Genomic DNA, 22,478 nt, shown 5'->3' with positions numbered 1-22,478 from the left:
TCCCCTTTCTTTCCTCATACCCGAATTCAGGTGGATCTCGCTTCAGGAAACGAGCAGAGCTGGGTGCCATTCGAAACCCGCCCAAATCGTTTTGTTCATTGCGTCGAAGCTAGGAGGAAGGCCGGTCCACCACTGAGCGCTGCATGGCGGCGTGTAAGGCCAAGCCGCCCACGACACCCAGGGATGCGTCGCCATGGACCAATTGGCTATCAGGGAAGTGCTCGCGCACTGCTTCAGCGATGTAGGGTGCGCGAGACATGCCTCCGGTGAGGAACACTACGGGGTTTCGGCTGGCCGTCTCTTGGCTTACTTGACGCAACAGGTCAGAGAATGAACGTTGGAAGGCTTCGTACCCTTGTTCGAGGTGCGAACGGTCTGCAGTAGCTCGCAGGTCAGGCTCGATATAGTCGAGCGTCACCGCCGCCTTGGTTTCTGTGCTCAGTGCGATCTTGAGTCGCTCGACATCCTGATTAAGCCGAATGGCCACGCCATTACGCTGCAAGGTACGCAGGCGGCTCATAAACGGTTCTGGTACACCGTCCAGTCGCGTCTTGCGAAAATCCAGCTGCCGATTCAGATCGCTGACCGTTGCGGCGTTGACATAGACCGGGGCAAGCAGGCGGCAATTGTCCTTGCCGAATTTCGGCATCACGGCCGTCAGGGAAAGACCCAGGTCAACATCGGTGCCTCCTTTGCCCATTCCCCAGGTCGCTTCGATTTGCGGCTCGTTGGCGACGCCGCCGATGACGCCAAGTGCGATGTCGGTGGTACCGCCCCCGACATCTACAACGACAACCTCATGCGCAGCAGCCGACTGGGCGTGATAATTGATCGCCGCCGCTGCCGGCTCGGCTAGAAACTCTACCGCGTCAAAGCCGGCTTGCGTCGCTGCTTCGCGCAGCAAACCAATGGCTTGTTCGCTTCCGGCGTCGCCCATTGAGCTTCGAAACGTGACGGGGCGACCGATCGTAGCTTCAGTCACCTCGACTCCTAGTTGAGTGCTCGCTGCCTGGCGGACGTGGCGCAATACATTCGCCACGATACGTACGATTGCAACGCGTTGCGGCTCACCCAACTTGTACCCAAGAAGAGATTTCGGAGACTGGATCAATCGGCCGGCTTCGTATGCAAAGAATTCCTCTATAGCCTCTTCGCCGAATACTGCCGATTCGTCGACTGTTATCGAGCGCTCGCGGCCTGCTGTGATTTGGTCCTGGACCCACTGACGGCGAATCGCTGCAACCGCAGCGGTTTTCAGTGCTTCATCTGACTGGAGCACCGGCTGGTTCAATGCCGAAAGCGCCACTTCGGTCTGTCGGCGTGCGGCGTGCGGCTTCGTCTGAGATCTCACCGTCGCGCGCCTGCTTTCGGTAGGTCACTCGAATCTGACTTGCCCTCTGCTCGTATTCTTTCAACCTGGCGCGATAGCTGCTCTTCTCACTCCTGACGATGTTCGCGACCTCCAGCTCGTAAACGGATTCATCGAACTGGCTCATGTCGACAGGCGTTTCGGGAATGAACACCACCGTGCGGAATTGGCTGTCGCCATGGAAGCTAATGTGCTCGATAGCGCCCTCGACGGCAGCGGCTGCCGCCGTATAGCTTGTTCCAAAGTCAATTCCAATTCGCATCTACGCATCCCATCAGTACTGGTGTTCGGTGACCGCAGCCCAAACGGACGGTTCGGTGCGGAAAAAAAGCTTTATGCCATCGCGCGGTAGGAAAAGCCAGCCATCCATCTTGCGTAACTCCGTCAATGACGTATATTGGGCCCATGCTTACGATCATCGAAACCCCTACATTCGAAGCGGATGCCCGAACGATCTGGAGCGAGGAGGAGCGCAGTGCATTCTTCGCCTGGCTGGCAGCCAACCCGGAAATCGGCGATCCCATTCCAGGCAGCGGCGGGTGTAGAAAGGTTCGTTGGTCGATAGCGGGTTCAGGGAAGCGTGGTGGAGTACGTGTCATTTACTTCACCAGGTTGGCCAATGGTGAGATCTGGTTGTTGGTGGTCTACAAAAAGGCCGTTAAGGAAAACATACCCGCGCATATCCTGAAGTCGATTCGTGAGGTGCTGGAAAATGAGCAATGAGACTCTGAGCGGTGAGGAGCTTGGCAACAAGCTCCTACAGTCTGTGAAAGAAATGAAAGCTGGCAACGTCGCGCGAATCACGCGTGTGGAGCCAAACGAGGTAGCAGAGGCTCGTGGCAAGACTGGCCTGACTCAAAAGGAGTTTGCTGAAGTCTTGCATATTTCTCCGCGTACGTTGCAGGAATGGGAACAGGGCCGACGTAAACCCTCTGGTCCGGCAAAAGCGCTAATCGAGATTGCGTTTCGCCACCCAGAGGTCATCCGGGAAGATTTGGAACTCAGGGGTTAACAGGCGGCCGTCGTCGAATAATCAGAATTGGCGAAAGTGGGGTCTTTGAAATTGGGGTCATGAAATTGGGGTCAGATGAACATTAATCGAGAAACCTTCATCTGACCCCAAATTCCTGAGCGTCGTTTTTGGTATGGCTGCATCTCATCCGCACTGTTTGCAACCGGCCCTGTCAGTCGTCGACTACTACTCGAGCCGTATCCGGTAGACCTCGGCCAGGGAGATGATGCCCTTGCGCGCTAGTTCCAGGGCACCTTCGGTCAGCGGGCGCATGCCGTCCCGGCGGGCCTGCTCTTCGATGTCCTGGGCGGCGACATTGGCCTTGATCAGGCGGCGCACTCCTAGCGTGACTTCCAGTAATTCGTATACGGCGATCCGCCCGGCAAAGCCGCGATTGTCGCACCGGTCGCAGCCTTTGCCGACGCTGAAGCGTTCGTCGCTGCTCAGGCCCAGGCTCTCACGAACGTGGTCAGGCAGCTCTTCATCGACCAGACAGTGCGGGCAATTGCGTCGCGCCAGGCGTTGCGCGAGCACCCCGGTCAGAGTGGCGTTTACCAGGTACGGAGGGATGCCGATTTCCAGTAGTCGCGTCACCGAGCTGGCCGCGCTGTTGGTATGCAGGGTGCTGAGTACCAGGTGCCCGGTCAGCGCGCTTTCGCTGGCCATGACGGCGGTTTCCTGATCGCGAATCTCGCCGACCATGATCACGTCTGGGTCGTGGCGCAATATGTGGCGCAGGGCGCGGGAAAAGGTGTAGCCAATGGAGGCGTTCACCTGGATCTGGCGAATGCCTTCAATCTGGAACTCCACGGGATCTTCTACGGTGATGATGTTCACGCCGCTCTTGCGGATATCGTTGATCGCGGCGTACAGGGTGGTGCTCTTGCCACAACCGGTGGGACCGGTGACCAACACTATGCCCTGGTTGAGGCTGACCAGCCGCAGAAAGCGTGCGGCATCGGTGTCGCTGAAGCCCAGCTGCTCAAGGCTTCTCAGGCTTTGCCCGGTATCCAGAATACGCATCACCACGCTTTCGCCGTGCACCGTCGGCATGATCGACAGGCGCAGGTCGACGGTGCGTCCGGCGATTTTGACCATGTAGCGGCCATCCTGTGGCAGTCGCCGTTCGGCTATGTTCATGCCGCCGATGATCTTGATTCGGCTGACGATGGCCGGCAGGGTGGAGCGCTTGATGTGCCGCACATCCTGCAACAGGCCGTCGATGCGCAGCTGTACCACCACATCCTTTTCACCGGGCCGCAGATGGATATCCGAGGCGCGACGGTTGATGGCGTCTTCCACCAGATTGTCGACAAAGCGTACTGTGGGTTTATGCTCAGCCAGTGCCTTGATCTGTTCCAGGGACAATGCCGGATCGTCTCTGTCGTCCTCTGGCAGGGTTTCAACTGTAACCGAGCCATAGTGCTCGTTGATGGCACGTTCGATCGAGCGGGCATCGGCGTAGACAGCCTCCACCGGCTTGCCGGCAATGAAACTGAGCAGGTGCAGCAGTTCGTGCTGAGTGGGGTCGGCGCAGGCAACGATGAGGAAGTCGTTGTGCTCCATTAGCGGCATCACCTTGCACTCCCGGGCGACCTGCTCGGGAAGGCTGCGCAATTGGTCAAGGTCGAAGTCAAAGGTATCCAGGTCTACCTCAGCCACGTTCAACTGTTCGGCAATCGCTTGCTGGAGCTGTGCAGGCTGGATGATGCCCATCGAGAGCAGAATGGCTCCGAGCCGACCGGACTCGGGTGTCTCGTGCTGCAGCGTGAGGGCCGCATCCAGCTGCGTGGAGGTGATCAACTTATGCTGCAGAAGGATCTCGCCGAGCCGTTGCTCGGGCAGCTCCGAACCGTGTCGCTTCAGGCAGGTTGCGAGCTGTGCCTTGTCAGTTACCAACATGGCGACTCCACAGGGGAAAAGTGATTGGCAGATTGCAGCCAGGCCGATGGGCTGCGCTCCCGGATACCCATGCAGGCTTCTCTGGTGTTTGCATGATGGTAGTTTGATTCTACGGCGTTCTGGCGAGAAGCGGCTTGATCTGGATCAGCGGCGATGAGGTGTTGTCGCGGAGAAATCGGGGTCAGATGAACATTGACCACTACCTTTCTAATCACCATAAACAGAACGGCACCCCGGATATCAGCGCATCCCGTGATTCGGTCTCCTCCGGTATTGTATGCGCATCGCCTACGACACGGACTCGCTTCATGAACGCATCCCAAACGAACGACAGCGTACTCGCTGAACGCCATGGCCCTACGCTCGTGCTTACCCTGAACCGGCCGGATAAGCGCAATGCTCTGGAGACGGCCATGTATATACAGATGGAAAGCCATATTGATGCGGCGCTGGACAATCCGGACATCGCAAACATAGTGCTACGCGGCGCTGGCGATTTCTTTTGTTCAGGCGGCGATCTGCGTTCGCTGGAGACCCGCGCGGCGTTGTCTCTGGCGGAGCGCGAGGCGCTGATTCAGCGTCTGCATGATCTGGTGCTCAAGCTGAAGTTCTGTCCCAAGCCGGTGATTGCCGCGATCGAAGGCGGGGCGGCGGGCGCCGGGGCTTCGCTGGCCTTTGCGGCGGACCTGATTGTCGCGGCGCAGGGCAGCTACATTTCTCTGGCGTATGTGAAGGCCGGTCTGGTGCCGGACGGCGGTGGTTCTGTATTTCTGGCCACCGGTCTGCCCCATCAACTGGCCGCTGAAATTGCGTTGTTCGGTGGCCGGCTGCCGGTTGAGCGATTCGCTCAGGCAGGCGTAGTCAATCATATTGTGGCAACAGGTAAGGCGCTGGAAACTGCGCTGGAGCTGGGAGCCCAGCTCGCCGAAGGTGCCCGTGCGTCGCAGACTGCCATTTTGCAGCTGCTCGATGGACCCGTCAGGGAGGTCTTCGAGCGCCAGCTTGAACGCGAAAAGCAGCTGATGGCGATCGCTCTGGGTGGGGCGGAGGCAGCGGAAGGTATAGCCGCCTTCAAGGCAAAGCGTGCGCCTCGGTTTCCCCGACCCGATTGATGCAGTTAAAGCCACTATGGTCGGTTGGCATTGGTTCGGGGAGCATCACCCCGCCGGGTGCGCTGCTATAACCCCAAATACTCTGCTATCAAAAACGCCTCACCCTTGCCCTCGTGCTTACCGAAATAACTGACCGGCTCGCGGGCATCGTCTTCTATAAAACCTACCTCGCAATCAATGCCATATTGGTCGGCCAGGCGGTTGAACAGGTCTACGGGGAAATTGAGGTGGATGTTCTTCGTCACTGGCTGGCTGATTCCTAACTGCCAGTCTTCGCAATCGTCGCTCTCGCACTCATTGATCAGCGTGACCTGGTTGGCTGCGTTGGCATCAACATACGCCTGCAAAGCCGCTTGCAGCTCCGGCAGGTTCTGCCTCAGTTTTTTCTCTCGCTTTTCTTCAAGGCGGTCGCAGGCGATCAGAAGGTATATAAGCATTGGGACTTTCCGGATTGAATTAGCGGCTATTTTACCATAGGGGCTCTGGCCTTCTGCGCACGTCCCGCCAACCGCCACAATGGTCGCCGCTTGAAAGACAGCAGCACCAGCGCGACCAGGCCATAGATCAGCGGCTCCAGCTCGAACCCTTTGACTGACCACCAGAAATGCACGCACACCAGCACCAGCGCCAGATAAATCCCACTGTGCAGGGTGCGCCAACGGCGGCCCAGTTTCCGCACCAGTTTCGGTAGCGAGGTGACGGCCAGCACCAGCAGTATCAGCAAGGCTGTCAGGCCGACGACAATATAGGGTCGCTTCACCAGTTCCGAGGCGATCAGGCCCCAGTCGAACTGCAGATCAAACGTCAGATAATTACTGACATGTGCGACCGCCCAGAGCGCGCTGTAGAGCCCGAGCGGGCGTCGCAGGCGCATCAGCCGTGGCTGCTTGAACCACCGGCTGAGGGGCGCGACCAGCAAGGTCAACATCAACAGATGCAGGGCGCCCTTGCCGGTGTAATGGATAATGGCCTCCACCGGATCGCCGCCCAGCTGGTCCGAGAAACCCAGGTAATACACCCACCCCAGCCACGCCAGGCTCAACCCGTGAACCAGCAGCTGCAAGGCTTTAAAAGGCACGTTTGAGGTCCATGTCCTTATACAGATGCGCCACCTGTTCTGCGTAACCGTTAAACAGTTGCGTGGGGATGCGCTCGTCGCTGCCCAGTCCGCCGCGGGTAATGCGTCGCTCACTGGCCTGGCTCCAGCGCGGGTGATCCACCTGCGGATTCACATTGGCGTAAAAGCCGTACTCGCCGGGTGCAGCCAGATTCCAGCTGGTGGGCGGTTGCTCTTTCACCAGTCGGATGTTGACCACCGACTTGATGCTCTTGAATCCGTATTTCCAGGGTACGAGCAGCCGCACCGGCGCGCCGTTCTGCGGAGGCAGGGTCTTGCCGTACAGACCCACCGCCACCAGCGTCAGCGGATGCATGGCTTCATCAAGACGCAGCCCCTCCACGTAGGGATAGTCGAGTCCGCCGCCGGTAAAGCGGTTGCGCTGGCCGGGCATGTTTTCCGGGTCGTGCAGCGTTTCAAACGCCACATAGTGGGCATCGGAGTTGGGGTCGGCCCGCTTCAATAACGCTGCCAGCGGAAAGCCCACCCACGGAATGACCATCGACCAGGCCTCGACGCAGCGCAGTCGGTAAATGCGCTCTTCCAGCTCAAAGCGGAACAGATCGTCGTAATCCAGTGTTAGCGGTTGGTTGACTTCGCCGCCCACGGTCAAGGTCCAGGGCTTGACTTGCAGAGCCTGGGCGTTGCGTCGCGGGTCGGCCTTGTCGGTGCCAAATTCGTAAAAATTGTTGTAGCCAGTGACCTTGTCTTCGGTGGTCAGCACCTGTCCGGGGCTGCGGTCAGCGGCGGCAAACGTGAGCGGCTCAGTGCTAAAGCCCGTTTCTGCGGGCGTATCGGTAAGGCCCAGCAAGTCCAGCAGGCCCGCGCTGGCAGGAGTGGATGCACTGGCCAGCAGGCCACCAGCACCGATAAAGCCCATCTGGCGTAGCAGCTGACGACGATTGAGAAATACCGACTCGTCGGTGATATCGTTCTCACTCAAGCCGGAATTGAAAGCATCGGTACGTTTCATGCGGGCCTCCTCAACAGACGTCCCCGACAAAAGGCTGATGCCGGCGGTTATTGCCTGTTCAATACGGATGATAACGACAAAACGATTAATACCGACAGCCGAGAGACGAAAGGTGCAAGAATCGGTCTCGGATGAAATTAACCCAAGTGAGTAATGGAATATGCAACGACGTAAAAGCGTGATGACGCTGTTGATCGCTGGCAGCCTGTTCGCCATCGCCGCGCAAGCCGCTCCGCCGGAGGGCAAGGGACCGCATCATAAACATTCTGCCGAGCATCAGTGGCAGTCCGGTAAGGGTAACGCGGGCAAAGGGCAGGGCGGTCGGGATCGTGAGGATCAACATCGCGATCGGGACATCCTTGATTCGCTGGTGCATGCGGGCATTACCGCAACGCGCGCCCGGGAGTACGCGCGCACCGCCGGTTTTGATGGGTACGCCGAATTGCCGCCCGGCATTCGCAAGAACCTGGGACGGGGCAAGCCGTTGCCGCCGGGTATTGCCAAGAAAGTGCAGTCCGGCGCCTTTCTTGAGCGCCTGCCGCAGCATTCTGGCTACGAATGGCAGGCGGCGGGCAGTGAGTTGATTCTGGTGTCCGTTGCAACCGGCGTGATTGCCGATATTCTCTACGACGTGTTTGATTAAGCGCCAATAGCCGCCGTGTCCCGGCCACAGAGAGCCTGAGCCCAATCCGTGAAAAAGATTCTGATCGTTCTGGCCTTTGCGTTTGGCCTGTTCCAGCTTCAGCAGGGTGGGCATCTCGATGCCTTCCTTGATGACGCCGGCTTTTCCCAATCCGGTTCTGACAGCGCTTCGCATCTGTCGGCGCAGGAACAGGAGCTGTACAACACGCTGGAGCGGATTCGTCGGAATGGGCCGTTTCCCTATCAGCGTGATGGCATCACCTTTGAGAATCGGGAGCGACTGTTGCCGAGCAAGCCGAGGGGGTACTACCGGGAATACACGGTGGACACGCCCGGCCTGTCACACCGTGGCCCGCGGCGGGTGGTGACGGGCGGTAATCCGCCTGTGGAGTTCTATTACACGGAGGATCACTACCGCTCCTTCACCCGCATAGAAGGGCATTGAATGATCACCTGGCAGCCAAGGGACCAGCTTGAGCAACCGGCTATCGCGCTGGATGCCGATCACCGGTTGGACAAGGCGACCATCCTGCAGGCGCTGCGTGAGGCTTTCAGCTTTCCGGATTACTTCGGTGAGAACTGGGATGCAGCCTATGACCTGTTGCTCGATGAGGTGGATCAGTTGGCCGAGCCCGCGCTCTGGCGCTTTTCAATTGATGGCGCGGCTGAGGTGAATGAGGCTGATCTGGCGGCCTGGCTTCAGTTGATGGCCGATGTCTGTGCCTATGCCGATTCCCATCAGCACGGGGTGCGAGTCGTGATATACAGTGACGCGGAGATAATGGACTAACAGGGACGAGGGATTGGACCATGAATAAAGACGGCTATTTATCCGAAGTGGAAAGACGGTTACGCAAGTATTTCTCGGCATTGAGTGAAGGCTACAAAGTCCCGGCAGAGGACCGTCACCGCCTGGAAGGCTTCATGCAGGGCGCGGACTTTTTGGGGTTCGCTACCGGTAAGGAAATGGCCGAGTTGATGGAACGGGCGCACTTTGCCGCGTTCGGTAAGACCATCGATGCCCGGCGCACGGAAAGTGTCTCGCATTGGCAGGATTCGGTGATCAACTACGCCCGATACGATCAGCCTGCCTATAGGCGAAAGAAGAGCTGACGCTCTGGGCACCGTCCCGGGTGCGATGATTTTTTATGAGCTGATTTCATCGATCTATACTACCGGCAGCTGCACAATCATCACTTACAGGTCTTATCATTAATGAATTCCCTAGAGAAAAAATTCGAGCAGTTCCTGTGGCACTCCCGTTTTCTGGTCCTCATTGCGGTGCTCTCCAGTCTTTTGGGCTCTCTGACGTTATTCGTCGTGGGAACCATGGATATTCTCCAGCTGGCAATGGCTACCGTTAATTATTACCTCGGCACAGGAACGACAGATATCCACGAGTTCCTGGTGACTGACATCATCATTGCAATTGATATCTATTTGATCGCGGTCGTGCTGCTCATTTTCGGGTTGGGCATATACCGGCTGTTTGTGTCGCCCATCGAGGCGTCAGAGGAGAGTGGCAAGAGCCATCCTTTTAATGTTCAGTCGTTTGACGAGCTGAAGAACAAGATTGTCCGTGTGGTTATCCTGGCCGTGATCATCGAGTTCTTCAGAGCAGTTATGGATATTCGCTTCCTGACGCCGCTGGATATCATCTATCTGGCTCTTTCGGTATTGGCCTTGGCGGCTTCACTGTTCCTGATGGGGAAAAGCCATACCAATCATCACGAATGACTCTTGCAGTGATGAACATGTTGACTGAGTTGGTACCGCGCTGAAGAACTTTACTGAAGGCTCAATCGCCCGACACCTGCGACGCTTCTCCCTGCCGATTGTCGTTACCAGCCTGCTGCAAGTATCCATCCAGCTGATCAATGGTCTGTGGGTGGGTAACCTGCTGGGCAGTGCGGCTTTTGGTGCGGTCACGGTCGGTACCATTCTGATGATGGTCGTGCTCGCGTTTGTCATGGGCGTCAATCAGGCCACCCTGACCATCTTTGCCCAGCTCCGTGGCAAGGGCGACGCGGGGGCGATCCGTGCCTATCTGAGCACCTTCGTCTTCATTCTGTTGTTGCTATCGGTGTTTATCGGAGTGGCTGGCTACGTCTTCGCCGATGCACTGCTGAGGCTGCTCAATACGCCCCCGGCAATTTTCGACCAGGCGCGGGTGTACCTGCAGATCACCTTCGGCGCCACTTTATTGCTGGTGGGCTACAACTTCATCAGTACCGTTCTGCGTGCCTTTGGTGATAGCCGCACCCCGTTGTACTTTGTGCTTCTGGCCACGGCGCTGATCACGGTGCTGTCACCCCTGTTCATTGGGGTATTCGAGTGGGGCATCACCGGGGCGGCGTTGGCATTTGTCGGGGCCCAGGGCGGAGCCTTCCTCTACAGCCTGGTGCACCTGGCGCGCAAGTATCCTGGCCATGGTTTCCGTTTGCAGCTGCCGCGCTGGGTCGAGGTGCAGACCATTTTGCGGTTAGGGATACCCTCCGGGTTGCAGATGGTAGTGATCCATTCCGGCACCACGGTCATATTGTCGCTAGTAAACAGTCTGGGGGCGCATGCGGTGGCGGGCTTTGGCGCCGCCCAGCGGCTGGATCACCTCATACTGCTGCCGGCGGTGGCCCTCGGGACAGCCATTACCGCCATGGCCGGGCAGAATATCGGTGCCGGGCACTGGCGACGGATCAGCCAGATCACCCGAACGGGCGTCATTTACACCACCAGCATCATGCTGCTGTTGGCCGCGGTGCTCTATATCTGGGCGCAACCGCTGGTCATGCTGTTCATACAGGATGAGGCCAGTGTCGACTTTGGCACCCGTTATCTACGCACGATTGCCTTCTTCTACCCCTTTATCGGACTGAACTTCGTCTTCAACAGCGTGGTGCGTGGGGCGGGGGCCATGTTTGCGGTGCTGGCGCTGAACATCATTTCTCTGTGGATCCTGCGGATCCCGCTGGCCTATGGCGCGACCGCCCTGTTCGGCGATAACGGCGTGGCATTGGGGATAGGTATCAGCTTCATGATCAGTTCGCTGTTCTCTCTGGGCTATTACCGTTGGGGCGGCTGGCGCAGCAGGCTGCTGTTCACATAGCACTCTCTGATCACCGTGCTGTTTTCATCGATGGCAGCGAGATCTGATTTTTTCTGAGCTGATTTAGTCGATCTATACTCTTCAGGTTCTACGATTCAAGTTGCTTGTCTGACGTCTTCTGGCCCGTCGTCCATTCACCAACAGGTGCCCACTCCGACGGGTCCGTAAGGGCACCCGGAGGCTTTCAAATGAGCGATAACAACCCGGTAGTCTGGACTGAAATCTATGTTCAACAGCTTGAGCGAGCCAAGGCGTTCTACGAAGAGGTATTGCAGGTTCGCCTGGAAAATATCGGTGACATGAATATGGAGTATTGGGTGTTTCCGGCTGACCCAGGCCGGCATGGCGCCGGTGGCGCGTTGGTCAAGAATGAGCAAGTCACACCCGGCCAAGGCGGTACCTTGGTGTATTTTGGTTGCGAGGATTGCGCCGTCGCCGCCGGCCGTGCCGTAACCGCCGGTGGCAGTATCCATACCGAGAAAATGGCCATTGGCGAACATGGCTTTATCAGTCTGGTGCACGACACGGAGGGCAATCTGATCGGCCTGCATTCTATGCAGTAGTACCGTTTTTCAGTCAGATAGGGGGCGCCTCGGTGGGTAAGAAGGGCGCCCCTGGCGTTGTATTAACAAGCTGAGCAGTGAAGCTTAGGCGGGGATGCCCGCGTGCCTCATCTCGGCGGATTTTTATGCGCATTCGGATGGATCAGTAAATATGACTAAGCATATGAAAAATAACATGAATAACAGTATGTTCACGCTAATGAAATGAGTAGATCTGCTGATCTGTCTGCTGGCTTTATTGAGCGTAATTCGGGAAAAAAGAATTGGGATCCGCTGAACATTCCCACTGGCATGGAGAGTCCAGAATGAAGTTACTGTTGGTGGGGGCGAGCGGACTGGTCGGCAGTCATGTGCTGCGACGTGCGCTGGCCGATGAGCGAATCAGCGCGGTGGTGGCACCGTCCCGTCGCCCGCTGAGTGAACATCCGAAGCTGTCCGCGCCCGTGGTTGATTTCGAGCACCTACCGGCAAACGCCGCCTGGTGGCAGGCCGATGCGGTGATATGTGCCCTCGGCACTACCATGAAGCAGGCCGGGTCCAGGGACGTCTTCAGGCGCGTGGATCACGACTATCCGCTGGCGGTGGCGAAACTTGCGCAACAGCACGGCACGCCGAGTTATGTCCTGAACTCCGCGATGGGCGCTGATGCGGCGTCGCGAATATTCTATAACCGGGTCAAAGGGGAGCTGGAGCAGGATCTGGCCGGTTGTGGGTTCGCTTCGCTGACCTTTGTGCGACCTGGCTTGATCAGCGGCCCACGCCAGGAATTTCGGCCAGGGGAGCGCGCGGCCGAATGGGTACTGAAAGCCCTGGGTCCCGTTTTGCCACGTGGTATGCGCGTTAACCTGGCGGATAATATTGCCCGCGCCTTGCTCGAGTCAGCTATTGCCGCACAGCCGGGTGTGCAGGTAGTAAAGTCAAACGCGCTGGTCTGAGCGCTATCTTCAGCAACCCAGTAAACTGTACGCCCAGTCATCAAAGCGGAGCTCAGCATTGGCAGCACTCAGATACCTGAGCGGTTACGGTCCGGACCTGCGAAACCAGGTGCAGCAGCTGATAGACGCTAACAAGCTCGGCACCTGGCTTGAGCAACGTTACCCGCCGGCGGACCAACATTTGATCCAGAGCGACGCCGCGCTGTACGACTACACTCAGCGCCTGAAACAACAGCATATGCGCAGCAGCGTCCCGGTGAGCAAAGTGTATTTTGATACGCGCATGCACGTCATCGATAACGCCCTGGGCCAGCACCAGTTTGTCAGCCGCGTGCAGGGCGGCAAGCTCAAGCGCAAAAACGCAATCAAAGTCTCCGCCATCTTCAAAACCCTACCCGAACCCTTATTGCGTATGGTCGTCGTGCATGAATTGGCACACCTGCGCGAGAAGGAACACAACAAGGCCTTCTACCAGCTGTGCCAGCATATGGAGCCGGACTATCACCAGTTGGAGCTGGATCTGCGGTTGTTTTTGACGTTGAGGGGATAGGTGGGCTGCAACCCGATCCAGCTCAGATACAGGTACTCCCCCCATCGACCGGCAGTGCGATGCCGGTGGTAAAGCCTGCACCTTCCGAGCATAGATACAGTACGGCGGCGGCAATCTCTTCGGCTTTGCCGATGCGGCCGATAGGATGCATGGCGGCGGCGAACTCGGCTTTGCGTGGCTCGATTTCGGCGGCGCGGCGGAACATCTCGGTATCGATGACTGCTGGGCATACGGCGTTGATGCGAATGCCCTTTTTGGCGTATTCGACGGCCGCTGAGCGGGTCAGGCCCAATACGGCGTGCTTGCTGGCGGCATAGATGCTCATTTTGGGTGCTGCGCCCAGGGCGGCGATGGAGGCGGTGTTCACGATGGCGCCGCCGCCGTTTTTCAGCATCAGCGGGATCTCAAAACGCATGCATTGCCAGACGCCTTTCACGTTGACGTCCATGATGCGATCGAACACGGCCTCGTCGCCGTCGGCCAGCTTGTGCTGTTCGAACTCTACCCCGGCGTTGTTGAAGGCGCAGTCCAAGCGGCCGAAATCGTTTTCGATCATTGTCAGCAGCGCTTTGACTTGCTCGCCATCGGCTACGTCGCAGCGGCTGAACACGGCTTCGCCACCGCGCTCACGAATGCCCGCTACGACTATCTCGCCGTTGCTGGCGTCGATATCTGCCAGTATCAAGCGCGCACCCTGCGCGGCGAAGGCTTCGGCGGTTGCCTTGCCGATGCCGGCGGCGGCACCCGTTATCAATACGACCTTGCCCGAATACGCTGAACTCATAAACCTGTGCTCCTGAGCGATGGGCGCAGCCCCATGCTGCGCTCCGCCGTGAACAGGGAGAATACCAACGCGGAAGGTCAGTTTCGTCTCGATTAGGGCTGTTGTTTATGCATCATGCCGGTTACTGATAAGTCGCGTCAGTGAGACTTCTGGGCAAGGTCGAGACAGTTCTCATCTGCCTTCCACGCTGGGTTAATGGTTTTCTGAACTTCCCACGATTGCGCATGCTCTTCTGAATGAACAATTCGATGAGTGTTGATCTGCAATGGGGATAATTCCATCAGAAAAATGGGCGGGGCTGAGCACCGTCTTTGTGGCAACCGCGGCGCTATGCTGGGGGTTATCCGGCGGTATCGCCGCTATGCTCATTGCCGAAGGCTGGGATGCGTTAGTCGTGGCGTTATACCGCGGTGTGGTCGGGCTGGTGTTCGTTGTGTTCTGGCTGGCATTGCGTCCGCGGGACAGCGGGCTGGCAAGTCGCCGCTTGTGGTTCTGGTCAGCGATTGCCGGTCTGGGCGTAGCGGGTAATTTCGTGTTTTATTTTTTGAGCATCAGAGAGGGCAGCGTCGCGGTTGCGGCCACATTGATGTATTGCGCTCCGGTGTTTGTCTACCTTGTGTCGTTTGCGCTCAGGCTCGAAAGCCCTAGTCCGCTGAAGTGGGCAGCGATTGCGACGGTGATGGTCGGGATCGTATTGCTTACAGGTATCTACGATATCGACGCCAGCGATGTCACGATAATTGGCGTGGTTGCCGGGCTGCTTGCTGGACTGTCCTACGCCGTATTCATTTTTGGCTTCAAGTATGCGGCCCCGCACGGCAGTCCTCAGGCCATTCTCGTAATAGCGTTCGCGGTACTGGTTGCTGCCCTTGCCTGGCCGGCTGATGTCGAGCAGATAGTTGCCGTTCTGCATGCACCGGTTTGGCCGCTGTTCTTAGTGCTGGGAGTGCTCGGTGCAGGGTTGTCATTCATCATTTACATCGTCGGGCTTAACCATACAACGCCGGGCGTGGCCTCGGTTGTGGCAATGGTGGAGCCAGTCACGGCGTCGTTATTTGGGGTCGTGGTATTGGGTGAGAGGTTAGTTGGCCTCCAGATCCTCGGCATGGGATTGATTCTGGTTACAGTCACTGCACTCAGCGTATATTCGCACGCTCGGTGAGCCGGAAACCGATCGTACACATGGTGACAAGCCTCGCTGCCAGCCCACGTTCGACGCGACGCCTGCAGCGATCCGCGTGTAACCTTGTTGTGGCGCGGTGCAACGGCATTTCCAACGGTGAGTTCTGTAGAGGCGACAGATTAAATGATAGATCAGGCCCACGTGCTGGCATTTGTAGTCACCCTGAGCACGGTTATTGTGGCCGTCATGCTGCACTTTGAATCATTTATCCTGTTCGGTCGTATCGTTAGAAAGTTTAAGTTTGCTCATCGGCGCCGCATGCTTTTACTCATATTCAGCTTGCTATTGGTTCATGTTGTCGCCATCTGGAGTTTTGGTGTGAGTGCCTGGTGGCTCGTAGAGATGAACAGTATTGGGATGGTCTCGGGTTACGAAAACATGTCATTTCTTGACTATATATTTATGTCAGCTGTGACGTACACGACGCTAGGATATGGCGATATGATCCCCTTGGGGCCCATTCGTTTTCTCTATGGCACACAGGGACTGGTAGGCTTCGTTCTAATTACATGGTCCGCTTCCTTTGCCTTCCTTGAGATGCAAAGGAACTGGAATAAGCTTGATTGATTGTATTGAGAACCCTCCAGACCCTACTTGCTATGCAGATTCGCAGCTTTGGTGATCGTCAGCGCGCTTTGACGCTGCGCTAGATCCTTTTCTGAACTTCTCACGTTCGCGGGCACTCTTCAGGTTGCACGATAAAACCGCGTGTTTGAGCCTCGATAGCCCCGGAGATGCAATGCCAAGACAACCGACTGAAGCCGAACAACGAGCGATACTCGAGCGGCTGGACAAGTTCAGCCGTTTTACTGACAGCAGCATCGGCCTGCCTTTTACACGGTTCAAGATTGGGGTCGAGGCCATCGTTGGCCTGATCCCAGGCGTCGGGGACCTGCTCGGGTTGGCGATGTCCGGCTATGTGCTGCTGGAGGCGCAGCGGGCGGGTGCGAGCGGTGAGGTAAAGCGGCGCATGCTGCGTAATATCGGCATCGATTTTGTTGGCGGCCTGATCCCGGTGGTGGGGGATGCCTTCGATGCCGTCTACAAGGCCAACACGCGCAATACCCGATTGCTAAGAGATTATCTGCACACACAGCTTGAGGTAGAGTCGCCCCCGAAATCGTTTCCCTGGAAGGTTCTGATCGGTTTGTCTGTCCTGTTTGCCGGCATTGCTGGAGGTGTGGTCCTTCTTTTGTGAAAGTGCGCAGGCAGGTCTCGCGCCAACGCCAAGTATCAAACCCCCCGTTCGTTATTCCAGATCAGCACATGCAGTTGCGGCAGTACCCGCGGCCGGTACCAGCGATCAGCAATTATCCGCTCCACCAACCAGCGCAACTGTGCGTTCAATGCGTCTATGTCGGCTTCGCGGTCCGGTTGCTCGGGCGTAGCCGGCGCGGGGTTGCAGGGCTGGAGATACAGTGGCAGTTGTGGGTATAGGCCCGCCAGGGCTTTTGCCCATTGGTAATCCGCCTCATCGGCTATCACCAGCTTGAGGCTGACCCGGGTGTCGGCTCCGGCAGCGGTCAGGCAGGCCTCGAATCGCTCCTGGCGAAAGGGCATACCCGAGGAGGGCGGTTTAGGGCTGAGCGTGAGGTGATCGAGCATATCGAACCAGGCTTGTGCCTTGCTGCCCTGGGTTTCCATGGTAAAGCTGTGGCCCTGCTGGTGGCCGAGCTGTAATAGTTCACCGAGCGGCTGCAGCGCCGGGTTGCCGCCGGAGAGTGTTATCAAAATCGGGTCGCCGCCACTCAGCCTGTTCACCTCGGCAAGGATCGCTTCGGCAGTCATGCTCTGCCAGTCTGCCCGAAAGCGTGGTTCCACCGCATAAAGGGTGTCGCACCAGCTACAGCGAAAGTCGCAGCCGCCGGTGCGCACGAAGACGGTGGGCACGCCGATTAACGCGCCTTCGCCCTGGATGGTGGGACCAAAGATTTCGCTGATGGCGATCACGGTCGGTACTCCGCCGAGGTCTTGGGCGTTTCCGACACCATCGCTGCGCTCACTTCAGGCCAGCGAGCCCGGGCCCAGTCGTACAGGTGGCGGGCAAGGCGTTCGGCGGTGGTGCAGTCGTCCCCCAGCACCTCGTTGAGGTGGCGGTGATCCAGCTCGGCGTCGATGTACTCCTTGAATGCCTTGAGTTCCAGGTAATCACATACGAAGCCGTACTGGTCGAGGGTCTCGCTGCGCAACTCGATTACTGCCACGTAGTTGTGGCCATGCAAGCGGGCACAGGGGTGCCCTTCGGGCATCTGCTTGAGCTGGTGGGAGGCGGAAAAGTGAAACTCTTTTCTTATGGTGTACATGGCTTGACCCTCGCGACTGCTTCGCGCCAGTACTGCTCATCTTTATAGGCGGTGGGATCGGTCACGCCGGCCAGAGCCATGGCTTCGATGCGCTCCACGCAGGTGCCGCAGCGGCCGCAGTGAATGTCGCCACCCTCATAGCAGGACCAGGTCTCGGCCACCGGCACCGCAAAGCGCGCGGCGTCACGGGCGATCTCGGTCTTGTCCAGGTTCACATAGGGGGCGAGCAACGCCACCTCGGCTACGCCCTCTAGCGCTTTGGCCTGCATCTCGCCGAACAAGCGGATGAAGTCGGGTCGGCAGTCGGGATAGATGAAGTGATCACCGCCGTGCACGGCCAGGGCCACGGTGTCGAGGTGGCGGGCAGCCGCGATGCCGAAGGCGATGGTGAGCATGATGGCGTTACGGTTGGGCACCACCGTTACCTTCATGTTCTCTTCGCTGTAGTGACCGTGGGGCACGGCGATGTCATCGGTCAGGGCCGAGCCAGATAGTTGGCGGCCGATATGAGCGATGTCCATCACCAGATGGGGCACTGCGAGCCGCTCAGCGCACTGACGGGCTGCATCGATTTCTTTGCGGTGGCGCTGACCGTAGTCGAAGGTCAGCAGGGCGCCGAGGGACTGTTCCGCCGCCAGCCGGTAGGCAAGCGTCACGGAGTCGAATCCGCCGGAGCAGATCAATAAAGCATTCATAGGTGTCCTTGTTTTTTCCGGGTAGGCTGCGACCGGTTAAGCGGGGGGCATTGTAACGGACGGACCTATCTTGTCTACCGATCTCCGTCAAATGGCCCCAGAGTGGGATGGTCTCGCCCGACGCGACCTCTGCTGCGCAGGCGTCTAGCGACGTATAATCTGGCCTCGGTAAATACCCACCGAGGCTCGGTGGACGCGGGCCTCAGCACGCGAATCTGTCTCCGCAGGTTCTGCCATTGAATCGCTGTTGAGCCGCTCGCGCATTGCCGCGATAAGGCTTTTGCTGGCTGGTGCGGTCTCCTCGGGGGCCCGTTGCGACATCATCATTTCTGCAAGGCGCAAGCCCAGCTCGCGCACGTCATCCTCCCTGGAAGTAATGCTGAGTTCGATCATCTGCTCGACGGCATTCGGGTCGGCCAGGCTCACTGTCACGCCCATCGCCTGTCTGAGCCGTCGGCGCAGTGCAACCATGCAGCCTAATGTGGATCGGTCGAAGCGCGCTTCGGCTATTATCATTCCCTGCCTCCTTTTTCCTGTTTTCATAACTAAGCAGAATATGTACCAGTTTCAACTATCGCAGCTTCCGCGGCTTGTAGCGGAGCAGGGCGCTGGCAATGCCGGCTTGGCGCATGGAAGAATGCAATACTCTGGCGCAGGCTTGCACCGCTCTAGCGCAGCGGGCTTGTTGCCGAAGTGAGGTGAGAGAGGCTCTCGCAGACAGGCGAGTGTCTGAAAGGTCCGGCAGTGCAGCCGGAGCGAGTTGCGTTGCGCTGGTGCAGACTGAAGCGGATGTGACAGCAAGTGAGGTGGAATTAAACAACCCTGCACATCCGGGTAGCCGTCTTCTACTCCCGGATCGATACGGTCATCCCCAGCGCTCAAACGGCTAATCATTGGTGAACTGCAACATGCGCGAAATTGGTTTAACGGTACTGCTGCTTACCCTGAGCAACGTGTTTATGACGTTTGCCTGGTACGCCCACCTCAAGGAATTGAGCTCCAAGCCCTGGATCATCGCCGCGCTGATCAGCTGGGGCATCGCCTTTTTCGAGTACATGCTGCAGGTGCCAGCGAATCGCATCGGCTACGGCGTGCTGTCCCTCGGGCAGCTCAAAATCCTGCAGGAAGTCATCACACTCTCAGTGTTCGTGCCCTTCGCCGTGTATTACATGAAAGAACCGCTCAGGCTGGATTATCTCTGGGCTGGTCTGTGTATTCTGGGTGCGGTTTTCTTCATCTTTCGTGGGGAGCTGGCGGGTGCGTGATGTTGTTTCGCGAGTGGATACCCGTGGACGGTGATTATCTATTTGCGAACTCTCTCGGCAGGGCAGTATTCCCGTACGGGAATAAAATACATAAATACGGTTGGTTGGCGACCACATATTCCCGTTCGGGAATATTTTATTGAGTTGTCCTCTGGAAGCGCTTAATCTTACCGATCGGTAATCTTTTGGAGCGGCCATGTCTGTGATCAGAACCCCCATTGAGCTGGGAGCAGCAATCAAGCAGGGGCGTAAACAACTAGGACTCACCCAGTCGCAGTTGGCATTGGCTGCAGGCGTGGGTGTGCGCTTTATTGGGGACCTTGAAGCAGGCAAACCAACTGCACATCTGGGTTTGACGTTGACCGTGATTCAGGCCTTGGGTGGCGAGCTGACGCTGGCAGGTATGCCGCTGAGCGAGGAGACGGAACGTGCGTAAATCGCTTTTATCCGATGATTCTTTTTATGGCTACTGGCTATCAATATGCATTACCTTGGCTGACGCAAGGGAATGCGGCCAATCTGCTCTATGGGGTGGGTAGTCTTATTCCCTTGAAACAACTCTTAGGGGGATGGAATGAAAATATTAAAGTTTGCGGTCGTTCTATATGGATTGTTTTTGGTTGGATGCGCATCCAATCCCATGTCAGTTTCTTCTGGTGTAGCGGCGAAACGACCGGCTGGCGATCAGGCCCAAGTACTGTTCATGCGCGATTCATTTGTAGGCAGTGCGATCAGCGCTTCAATTTACGATGTCTCCGGTAACGAGCCCGTCTTCATCGGGATACTGAACAACGGAACAAAGGTCGCCTATAACACTTTGCCTGGTAAACACACTTTCATGGTGGTGTCAGAGGCAGCTGATTTTATGGAAGCCGATCTGAGTGCCGGCAAAACGTACTACAGCATCGTTACGCCCAGGATGGGGGCATGGAAAGCACGTTTTTCAATGTGGCCCATCAAGCAGTCAGGCTCGAAGTACCGTCTCGATAGCAATGACTTTCAAGCTTGGACACAGAACACCAAACTCGCAGGCATGACACCCAAAGCCCGCTCCTGGTACGGAGCGAATAGAGACAGCGTCATCTCGAAACAACAGAAATATTGGCGTGTTTGGCAGCGCAAATCTCAGGCCGATCTGCAGCTGAGAACATTGCACCCGCAGGATGGCTTGTAACTCCCTTTTCCTATCACGCCATTAATCACCGCTTATAAGCGATCCTGATGTGTCGCTCTGCCGACGCATAGGCGCCCTGAGCGCCGCTGCGAATATGCTAGTGTCAGATCCAGATTGCAGGCGGACGCCCAATGCGGCGTATCGCTGGCTGCCATAGCGTATGAGGAGATGACGGGTGAATTACGAAGAAGTCGTATTCGGGCGGCGCAGCATTCGCGCGTTCAAGCAGCAAGCGGTTCCGCGTAGCCTGATCGAGGAAGTTATTGCACTAGCCATTCGGGCGCCATCCTCGATGAATACGCAGCCATGGCATCTGCATGTGCTGACCGGAGAGCCACTGGACCGGATTCGCGCGGAAAATACCGAACGTATGCTGGGCGGCGTGCCGCCATCGAAGGAAAGCCGTGGCATCGATGCCTATGAAGGCGAGCACCGGGACCGGCAGGTGGAGATCGCGGTACAACTCTTCAAAGCCATGGGCATCGCCCGTGACGACAAGAATAAGCGCCAGGACTGGATACTGCGCGGCTTCCGCCAGTTTGATGCGCCGGTCTCTGTGGTAGTGACCTATGACCGCGTCTTGCGCGACGGCGACATCGCCCAGTTCGACTGCGGGGCGCTGGTCAATGGCCTGGTGAACGCCGCCTGGTCCCGCGGCTTGGGCTGTGTGGTAAACAGTCAGGGCATTATGCACTCACCGGTGGTGCGCGAGCATGCGGGCATTCCGGAGGATCAGGTGATCATGATCTGCGTTGCCATGGGCTTTCCGGATGAAGACTTTCCGGCCAACGCAGTGGTGTCGAAGCGTCGCGCTGTCGACGAAGTGGCGACCTTTGTCGGCTTCGACGAGACGGTTTCCTAGCGCGATCTGCCGCACGACAATATTCCGGATTCAGGACAGCATGAATCCGGAATACCCTTCGATGGCCTTGAAAACCAGCAATATTCCCGTAATTACCAGCAACCCATACACCACCTGACGGAACCGCTGTTCATTCAGGCGGTGATGCAGGTATTCGCCGAGCAGCACGCCAACCACTAGCAGTGGCAGATAGAGCGCCAGGCGCGGCAGGCTGGGGATGAGCGTGCCGTCGAACAGAAACAGTGCTGTCAGGCAGCTGTTCAAGGTAAGCCACACGACCAGCAGGGTGGCGCGCATGCGGCTCTTGTCGAGCTGGATGCCGCCGATAGCGTAGACCAGCAGCGGGCCGCCGGAAGCGAACAAACCGTGGGTGATGCCGGCGCCGAAGGTCAGGGCGCGGCTGAGTATCAGCGGGTGCGGGGCGATCACGATCCCGCGGTACATGCGCCAGAGCTCGCGGCTGGCGAACCAGAGCACCAGCATGCCGAACAGCAGTTTCAACAGGTTGTCGCCGAGCCAAGGACGCAGTACATAACCCGCGGCCGTACCCAGTACCATCAGCGGCAGGATCAGTTTGAGCAGCACCGGCCAGTAAATATGCCTGCGGTGGCGCCACACCAGATAGCTGGTCATCAGCACGTTGAGCGGCACCACCACCGGCATCATTTCCGAAATCGGCAGGATCAGTGCGCCCAGCGAGAGTGCAATGACCAGGCTGCCGAAACCGGTAATGGCTTCGACGGTGTAGGCCAGCAATATGAACACACCGAGCCATAGCCAGGGATCAAGCAGCATCATTGAGCCTTATTCTGAAAGTAGTAGTGGATAGTAGTCGGGAGGCTGAGATGGAGCCCGGTCGTCCAGGGGAGGTGTGAACTGGGAGTGTCGAGTTCCATCTCGACAAAAGTGTGAGCCGAGACGCCGTTGGTCGAGA

General features: G+C 57.7%; 31 protein-coding genes. 19 read left to right on the top strand and 12 right to left on the bottom strand.

Going from position 1 to position 22,478, the window contains the following annotated elements:
• Window positions 1–109 precede the first annotated feature (109 nt).
• Both FHK95_RS02005 and FHK95_RS02000 read right to left on the bottom strand, forming a co-directional pair.
• Window positions 110–1,351, bottom strand: coding sequence for an Hsp70 family protein (locus FHK95_RS02005; RefSeq protein WP_150302902.1), 1,242 nt, complete (start codon window positions 1,349–1,351; stop codon window positions 110–112).
• Complete coding sequence (locus FHK95_RS02000) at window positions 1,263–1,631, bottom strand: hypothetical protein (protein WP_150302901.1); 369 nt, start codon at window positions 1,629–1,631, stop codon at window positions 1,263–1,265. Before FHK95_RS02000 ends, FHK95_RS02005 begins: the two co-directional genes overlap by 89 nt.
• A gap of 143 nt (window positions 1,632–1,774) precedes the next feature.
• On the opposite strand from FHK95_RS02000, the gene FHK95_RS01995 reads away from it, so the two are divergent.
• Complete coding sequence (locus FHK95_RS01995) at window positions 1,775–2,092, top strand: transcriptional regulator (RefSeq protein WP_150302900.1); 318 nt, start codon at window positions 1,775–1,777, stop codon at window positions 2,090–2,092.
• Entirely contained in the window at window positions 2,082–2,381 is a 300-nt protein-coding gene (locus FHK95_RS01990; RefSeq protein WP_150302899.1) for a helix-turn-helix domain-containing protein, read from the top strand. Before FHK95_RS01995 ends, FHK95_RS01990 begins: the two co-directional genes overlap by 11 nt.
• A 186-nt stretch (window positions 2,382–2,567) precedes the next feature.
• Here the strand turns inward: FHK95_RS01990 and FHK95_RS01985 are convergent, their stop codons facing one another.
• On the bottom strand, window positions 2,568–4,283 hold the full coding sequence (locus tag FHK95_RS01985; protein ID WP_150302898.1) for a GspE/PulE family protein: 1,716 nt from the start codon (window positions 4,281–4,283) through the stop codon (window positions 2,568–2,570).
• Window positions 4,284–4,591: 308 nt separating this feature from the next.
• Here FHK95_RS01985 and FHK95_RS01980 point away from each other — a divergent pair, with 308 nt between their 5' ends.
• Complete coding sequence (locus FHK95_RS01980; protein ID WP_178114680.1) at window positions 4,592–5,395, top strand: enoyl-CoA hydratase-related protein; 804 nt, start codon at window positions 4,592–4,594, stop codon at window positions 5,393–5,395.
• Window positions 5,396–5,460: 65 nt separating this feature from the next.
• Here the strand turns inward: FHK95_RS01980 and FHK95_RS01975 are convergent, their stop codons facing one another.
• From FHK95_RS01975 to msrP, 3 genes are read right to left on the bottom strand one after another with little or no spacing between them, the layout of a single operon-like run.
• Window positions 5,461–5,832, bottom strand: coding sequence for a hypothetical protein (locus FHK95_RS01975; RefSeq protein WP_150302896.1), 372 nt, complete (start codon window positions 5,830–5,832; stop codon window positions 5,461–5,463).
• A 26-nt stretch (window positions 5,833–5,858) separates the two neighbouring features.
• Window positions 5,859–6,473 carry a protein-methionine-sulfoxide reductase heme-binding subunit MsrQ gene (locus FHK95_RS01970; RefSeq protein WP_206668520.1) on the bottom strand — a complete coding sequence of 205 codons (615 nt, stop codon included), beginning with the start codon at window positions 6,471–6,473 and terminating at the stop codon, window positions 5,859–5,861.
• Window positions 6,463–7,485, bottom strand: coding sequence for a protein-methionine-sulfoxide reductase catalytic subunit MsrP (gene msrP, locus FHK95_RS01965; RefSeq protein WP_150302895.1), 1,023 nt, complete (start codon window positions 7,483–7,485; stop codon window positions 6,463–6,465). Before msrP ends, FHK95_RS01970 begins: the two co-directional genes overlap by 11 nt.
• 160 nt (window positions 7,486–7,645) lie before the next feature.
• Between msrP and FHK95_RS01960 the strand changes: the two genes are divergently transcribed.
• The 9 genes from FHK95_RS01960 to FHK95_RS01920 all read left to right on the top strand — a co-directional run bounded on the left by FHK95_RS01960 (window position 7,646) and on the right by FHK95_RS01920 (window position 13,278).
• Window positions 7,646–8,128, top strand: coding sequence for an anti-virulence regulator CigR family protein (locus FHK95_RS01960; RefSeq protein ID WP_150302894.1), 483 nt, complete (start codon window positions 7,646–7,648; stop codon window positions 8,126–8,128).
• Window positions 8,129–8,176: 48 nt separating this feature from the next.
• On the top strand, window positions 8,177–8,572 hold the full coding sequence (locus FHK95_RS01955; RefSeq protein ID WP_206668519.1) for a ribonuclease domain-containing protein: 396 nt from the start codon (window positions 8,177–8,179) through the stop codon (window positions 8,570–8,572).
• Window positions 8,573–8,917, top strand: a complete 345-nt coding sequence (locus FHK95_RS01950) for a barstar family protein (protein WP_150302893.1) — start codon at window positions 8,573–8,575, stop codon at window positions 8,915–8,917.
• A 20-nt stretch (window positions 8,918–8,937) separates the two neighbouring features.
• Window positions 8,938–9,240, top strand: coding sequence for a hypothetical protein (locus FHK95_RS01945; protein ID WP_150302892.1), 303 nt, complete (start codon window positions 8,938–8,940; stop codon window positions 9,238–9,240).
• A gap of 102 nt (window positions 9,241–9,342) precedes the next feature.
• On the top strand, window positions 9,343–9,864 hold the full coding sequence (locus FHK95_RS01940; RefSeq protein WP_150302891.1) for a YqhA family protein: 522 nt from the start codon (window positions 9,343–9,345) through the stop codon (window positions 9,862–9,864).
• Between the two features lie 40 nt (window positions 9,865–9,904).
• Window positions 9,905–11,230 carry an MATE family efflux transporter gene (locus FHK95_RS01935; RefSeq protein ID WP_150302890.1) on the top strand — a complete coding sequence of 442 codons (1,326 nt, stop codon included), beginning with the start codon at window positions 9,905–9,907 and terminating at the stop codon, window positions 11,228–11,230.
• Between the two features lie 188 nt (window positions 11,231–11,418).
• Window positions 11,419–11,793 (top strand): VOC family protein, encoded by a 375-nt coding sequence (locus tag FHK95_RS01930; RefSeq protein WP_150302889.1) that lies wholly within the window; start codon window positions 11,419–11,421, stop codon window positions 11,791–11,793.
• A gap of 305 nt (window positions 11,794–12,098) precedes the next feature.
• Window positions 12,099–12,728: an NAD(P)H-binding protein gene (locus tag FHK95_RS01925; RefSeq protein WP_150302888.1), complete on the top strand. Its 630-nt coding sequence runs from the start codon at window positions 12,099–12,101 to the stop codon at window positions 12,726–12,728.
• A gap of 58 nt (window positions 12,729–12,786) precedes the next feature.
• Window positions 12,787–13,278 carry a M48 metallopeptidase family protein gene (locus FHK95_RS01920; protein ID WP_150302887.1) on the top strand — a complete coding sequence of 164 codons (492 nt, stop codon included), beginning with the start codon at window positions 12,787–12,789 and terminating at the stop codon, window positions 13,276–13,278.
• Between the two features lie 22 nt (window positions 13,279–13,300).
• Here FHK95_RS01920 and FHK95_RS01915 read toward each other — a convergent pair whose 3' ends face one another.
• The gene (locus FHK95_RS01915; protein WP_150302886.1) at window positions 13,301–14,062 is read right to left on the bottom strand and encodes an SDR family oxidoreductase; all 762 of its coding nucleotides are present in this window, start codon (window positions 14,060–14,062) and stop codon (window positions 13,301–13,303) included.
• A gap of 265 nt (window positions 14,063–14,327) precedes the next feature.
• Between FHK95_RS01915 and FHK95_RS01910 the strand changes: the two genes are divergently transcribed.
• The 3 genes from FHK95_RS01910 to FHK95_RS01900 all read left to right on the top strand — a co-directional run bounded on the left by FHK95_RS01910 (window position 14,328) and on the right by FHK95_RS01900 (window position 16,443).
• Complete coding sequence (locus FHK95_RS01910; RefSeq protein WP_150302885.1) at window positions 14,328–15,224, top strand: DMT family transporter; 897 nt, start codon at window positions 14,328–14,330, stop codon at window positions 15,222–15,224.
• 144 nt (window positions 15,225–15,368) lie between these two features.
• Entirely contained in the window at window positions 15,369–15,812 is a 444-nt protein-coding gene (locus tag FHK95_RS01905; protein WP_150302884.1) for a potassium channel family protein, read from the top strand.
• A 172-nt stretch (window positions 15,813–15,984) separates the two neighbouring features.
• A complete protein-coding gene (locus FHK95_RS01900; RefSeq protein WP_150302883.1) occupies window positions 15,985–16,443 on the top strand; it encodes a DUF4112 domain-containing protein in 459 nt (152 codons plus the stop codon).
• Between the two features lie 35 nt (window positions 16,444–16,478).
• On the opposite strand, the gene queE is transcribed toward FHK95_RS01900, so the two are convergent.
• The 4 genes from queE to FHK95_RS01880 form a co-directional block, all read right to left on the bottom strand.
• Entirely contained in the window at window positions 16,479–17,195 is a 717-nt protein-coding gene (gene queE, locus FHK95_RS01895) for a 7-carboxy-7-deazaguanine synthase QueE (protein ID WP_150302882.1), read from the bottom strand.
• Window positions 17,192–17,548, bottom strand: coding sequence for a 6-pyruvoyl trahydropterin synthase family protein (locus tag FHK95_RS01890; protein ID WP_150302881.1), 357 nt, complete (start codon window positions 17,546–17,548; stop codon window positions 17,192–17,194). Before FHK95_RS01890 ends, queE begins: the two co-directional genes overlap by 4 nt.
• Entirely contained in the window at window positions 17,536–18,243 is a 708-nt protein-coding gene (queC, locus tag FHK95_RS01885) for a 7-cyano-7-deazaguanine synthase QueC (RefSeq protein WP_150302880.1), read from the bottom strand. The genes FHK95_RS01890 and queC overlap by 13 nt, the downstream gene beginning before the upstream one ends.
• A 144-nt stretch (window positions 18,244–18,387) precedes the next feature.
• A complete protein-coding gene (locus tag FHK95_RS01880; RefSeq protein ID WP_150302879.1) occupies window positions 18,388–18,759 on the bottom strand; it encodes a hypothetical protein in 372 nt (123 codons plus the stop codon).
• A gap of 392 nt (window positions 18,760–19,151) precedes the next feature.
• Here FHK95_RS01880 and FHK95_RS01875 point away from each other — a divergent pair, with 392 nt between their 5' ends.
• From FHK95_RS01875 to FHK95_RS01860, 4 genes are all read left to right on the top strand, one after another.
• Complete coding sequence (locus tag FHK95_RS01875; protein WP_150302878.1) at window positions 19,152–19,508, top strand: DMT family protein; 357 nt, start codon at window positions 19,152–19,154, stop codon at window positions 19,506–19,508.
• Window positions 19,509–19,704: 196 nt separating this feature from the next.
• Entirely contained in the window at window positions 19,705–19,944 is a 240-nt protein-coding gene (locus tag FHK95_RS01870) for a helix-turn-helix transcriptional regulator (RefSeq protein WP_150302877.1), read from the top strand.
• A gap of 138 nt (window positions 19,945–20,082) precedes the next feature.
• Window positions 20,083–20,682, top strand: coding sequence for a hypothetical protein (locus tag FHK95_RS01865; RefSeq protein ID WP_150302876.1), 600 nt, complete (start codon window positions 20,083–20,085; stop codon window positions 20,680–20,682).
• Between the two features lie 175 nt (window positions 20,683–20,857).
• A complete protein-coding gene (locus tag FHK95_RS01860; RefSeq protein WP_150302875.1) occupies window positions 20,858–21,544 on the top strand; it encodes a nitroreductase in 687 nt (228 codons plus the stop codon).
• 30 nt (window positions 21,545–21,574) lie between these two features.
• Here FHK95_RS01860 and FHK95_RS01855 read toward each other — a convergent pair whose 3' ends face one another.
• A complete protein-coding gene (locus tag FHK95_RS01855; protein WP_328592919.1) occupies window positions 21,575–22,342 on the bottom strand; it encodes a sulfite exporter TauE/SafE family protein in 768 nt (255 codons plus the stop codon).
• Window positions 22,343–22,478: the final 136 nt, after the last annotated feature.

The sequence above is a fragment of the Pseudomonas saliphila genome (assembly GCF_008638345.1).
In the GTDB taxonomy this organism is placed as follows: Bacteria; Pseudomonadota; Gammaproteobacteria; order Pseudomonadales; family Pseudomonadaceae; genus Halopseudomonas; species Halopseudomonas saliphila.
This window is presented reverse-complemented; position numbering and strand designations above follow the sequence as displayed.

Excerpts from the sequence above, each read along its gene's own strand:
- FHK95_RS01940 (WP_150302891.1), top strand. The coding sequence starts at position 9,343 with ATGAATTCCCTAGAGAAAAAATTCGAGCAGTTCCTGTGGCACTCCCGT.
- FHK95_RS01925 (WP_150302888.1), top strand. The coding sequence starts at position 12,099 with ATGAAGTTACTGTTGGTGGGGGCGAGCGGACTGGTCGGCAGTCATGTG.
- queC (WP_150302880.1), bottom strand. The coding sequence starts at position 18,243 with ATGAATGCTTTATTGATCTGCTCCGGCGGATTCGACTCCGTGACGCTT.
- FHK95_RS01995 (WP_150302900.1), top strand. The coding sequence starts at position 1,775 with ATGCTTACGATCATCGAAACCCCTACATTCGAAGCGGATGCCCGAACG.
- FHK95_RS01975 (WP_150302896.1), bottom strand. The coding sequence starts at position 5,832 with ATGCTTATATACCTTCTGATCGCCTGCGACCGCCTTGAAGAAAAGCGA.
- FHK95_RS01915 (WP_150302886.1), bottom strand. The coding sequence starts at position 14,062 with ATGAGTTCAGCGTATTCGGGCAAGGTCGTATTGATAACGGGTGCCGCC.
- FHK95_RS01985 (WP_150302898.1), bottom strand. The coding sequence starts at position 4,283 with ATGTTGGTAACTGACAAGGCACAGCTCGCAACCTGCCTGAAGCGACAC.
- FHK95_RS01870 (WP_150302877.1), top strand. The coding sequence starts at position 19,705 with ATGTCTGTGATCAGAACCCCCATTGAGCTGGGAGCAGCAATCAAGCAG.
- FHK95_RS01875 (WP_150302878.1), top strand. The coding sequence starts at position 19,152 with ATGCGCGAAATTGGTTTAACGGTACTGCTGCTTACCCTGAGCAACGTG.
- FHK95_RS01900 (WP_150302883.1), top strand. The coding sequence starts at position 15,985 with ATGCCAAGACAACCGACTGAAGCCGAACAACGAGCGATACTCGAGCGG.
- FHK95_RS01890 (WP_150302881.1), bottom strand. The coding sequence starts at position 17,548 with ATGTACACCATAAGAAAAGAGTTTCACTTTTCCGCCTCCCACCAGCTC.
- FHK95_RS01930 (WP_150302889.1), top strand. The coding sequence starts at position 11,419 with ATGAGCGATAACAACCCGGTAGTCTGGACTGAAATCTATGTTCAACAG.
- FHK95_RS01910 (WP_150302885.1), top strand. The coding sequence starts at position 14,328 with ATGGGGATAATTCCATCAGAAAAATGGGCGGGGCTGAGCACCGTCTTT.
- FHK95_RS01990 (WP_150302899.1), top strand. The coding sequence starts at position 2,082 with ATGAGCAATGAGACTCTGAGCGGTGAGGAGCTTGGCAACAAGCTCCTA.
- FHK95_RS02000 (WP_150302901.1), bottom strand. The coding sequence starts at position 1,631 with ATGCGAATTGGAATTGACTTTGGAACAAGCTATACGGCGGCAGCCGCT.
- FHK95_RS01945 (WP_150302892.1), top strand. The coding sequence starts at position 8,938 with ATGAATAAAGACGGCTATTTATCCGAAGTGGAAAGACGGTTACGCAAG.
- FHK95_RS01880 (WP_150302879.1), bottom strand. The coding sequence starts at position 18,759 with ATGATAATAGCCGAAGCGCGCTTCGACCGATCCACATTAGGCTGCATG.
- msrP (WP_150302895.1), bottom strand. The coding sequence starts at position 7,485 with ATGAAACGTACCGATGCTTTCAATTCCGGCTTGAGTGAGAACGATATC.
- FHK95_RS01905 (WP_150302884.1), top strand. The coding sequence starts at position 15,369 with ATGATAGATCAGGCCCACGTGCTGGCATTTGTAGTCACCCTGAGCACG.
- FHK95_RS01950 (WP_150302893.1), top strand. The coding sequence starts at position 8,573 with ATGATCACCTGGCAGCCAAGGGACCAGCTTGAGCAACCGGCTATCGCG.
- FHK95_RS01980 (WP_178114680.1), top strand. The coding sequence starts at position 4,592 with ATGAACGCATCCCAAACGAACGACAGCGTACTCGCTGAACGCCATGGC.
- FHK95_RS01855 (WP_328592919.1), bottom strand. The coding sequence starts at position 22,342 with ATGATGCTGCTTGATCCCTGGCTATGGCTCGGTGTGTTCATATTGCTG.
- FHK95_RS01865 (WP_150302876.1), top strand. The coding sequence starts at position 20,083 with ATGAAAATATTAAAGTTTGCGGTCGTTCTATATGGATTGTTTTTGGTT.
- FHK95_RS01960 (WP_150302894.1), top strand. The coding sequence starts at position 7,646 with ATGCAACGACGTAAAAGCGTGATGACGCTGTTGATCGCTGGCAGCCTG.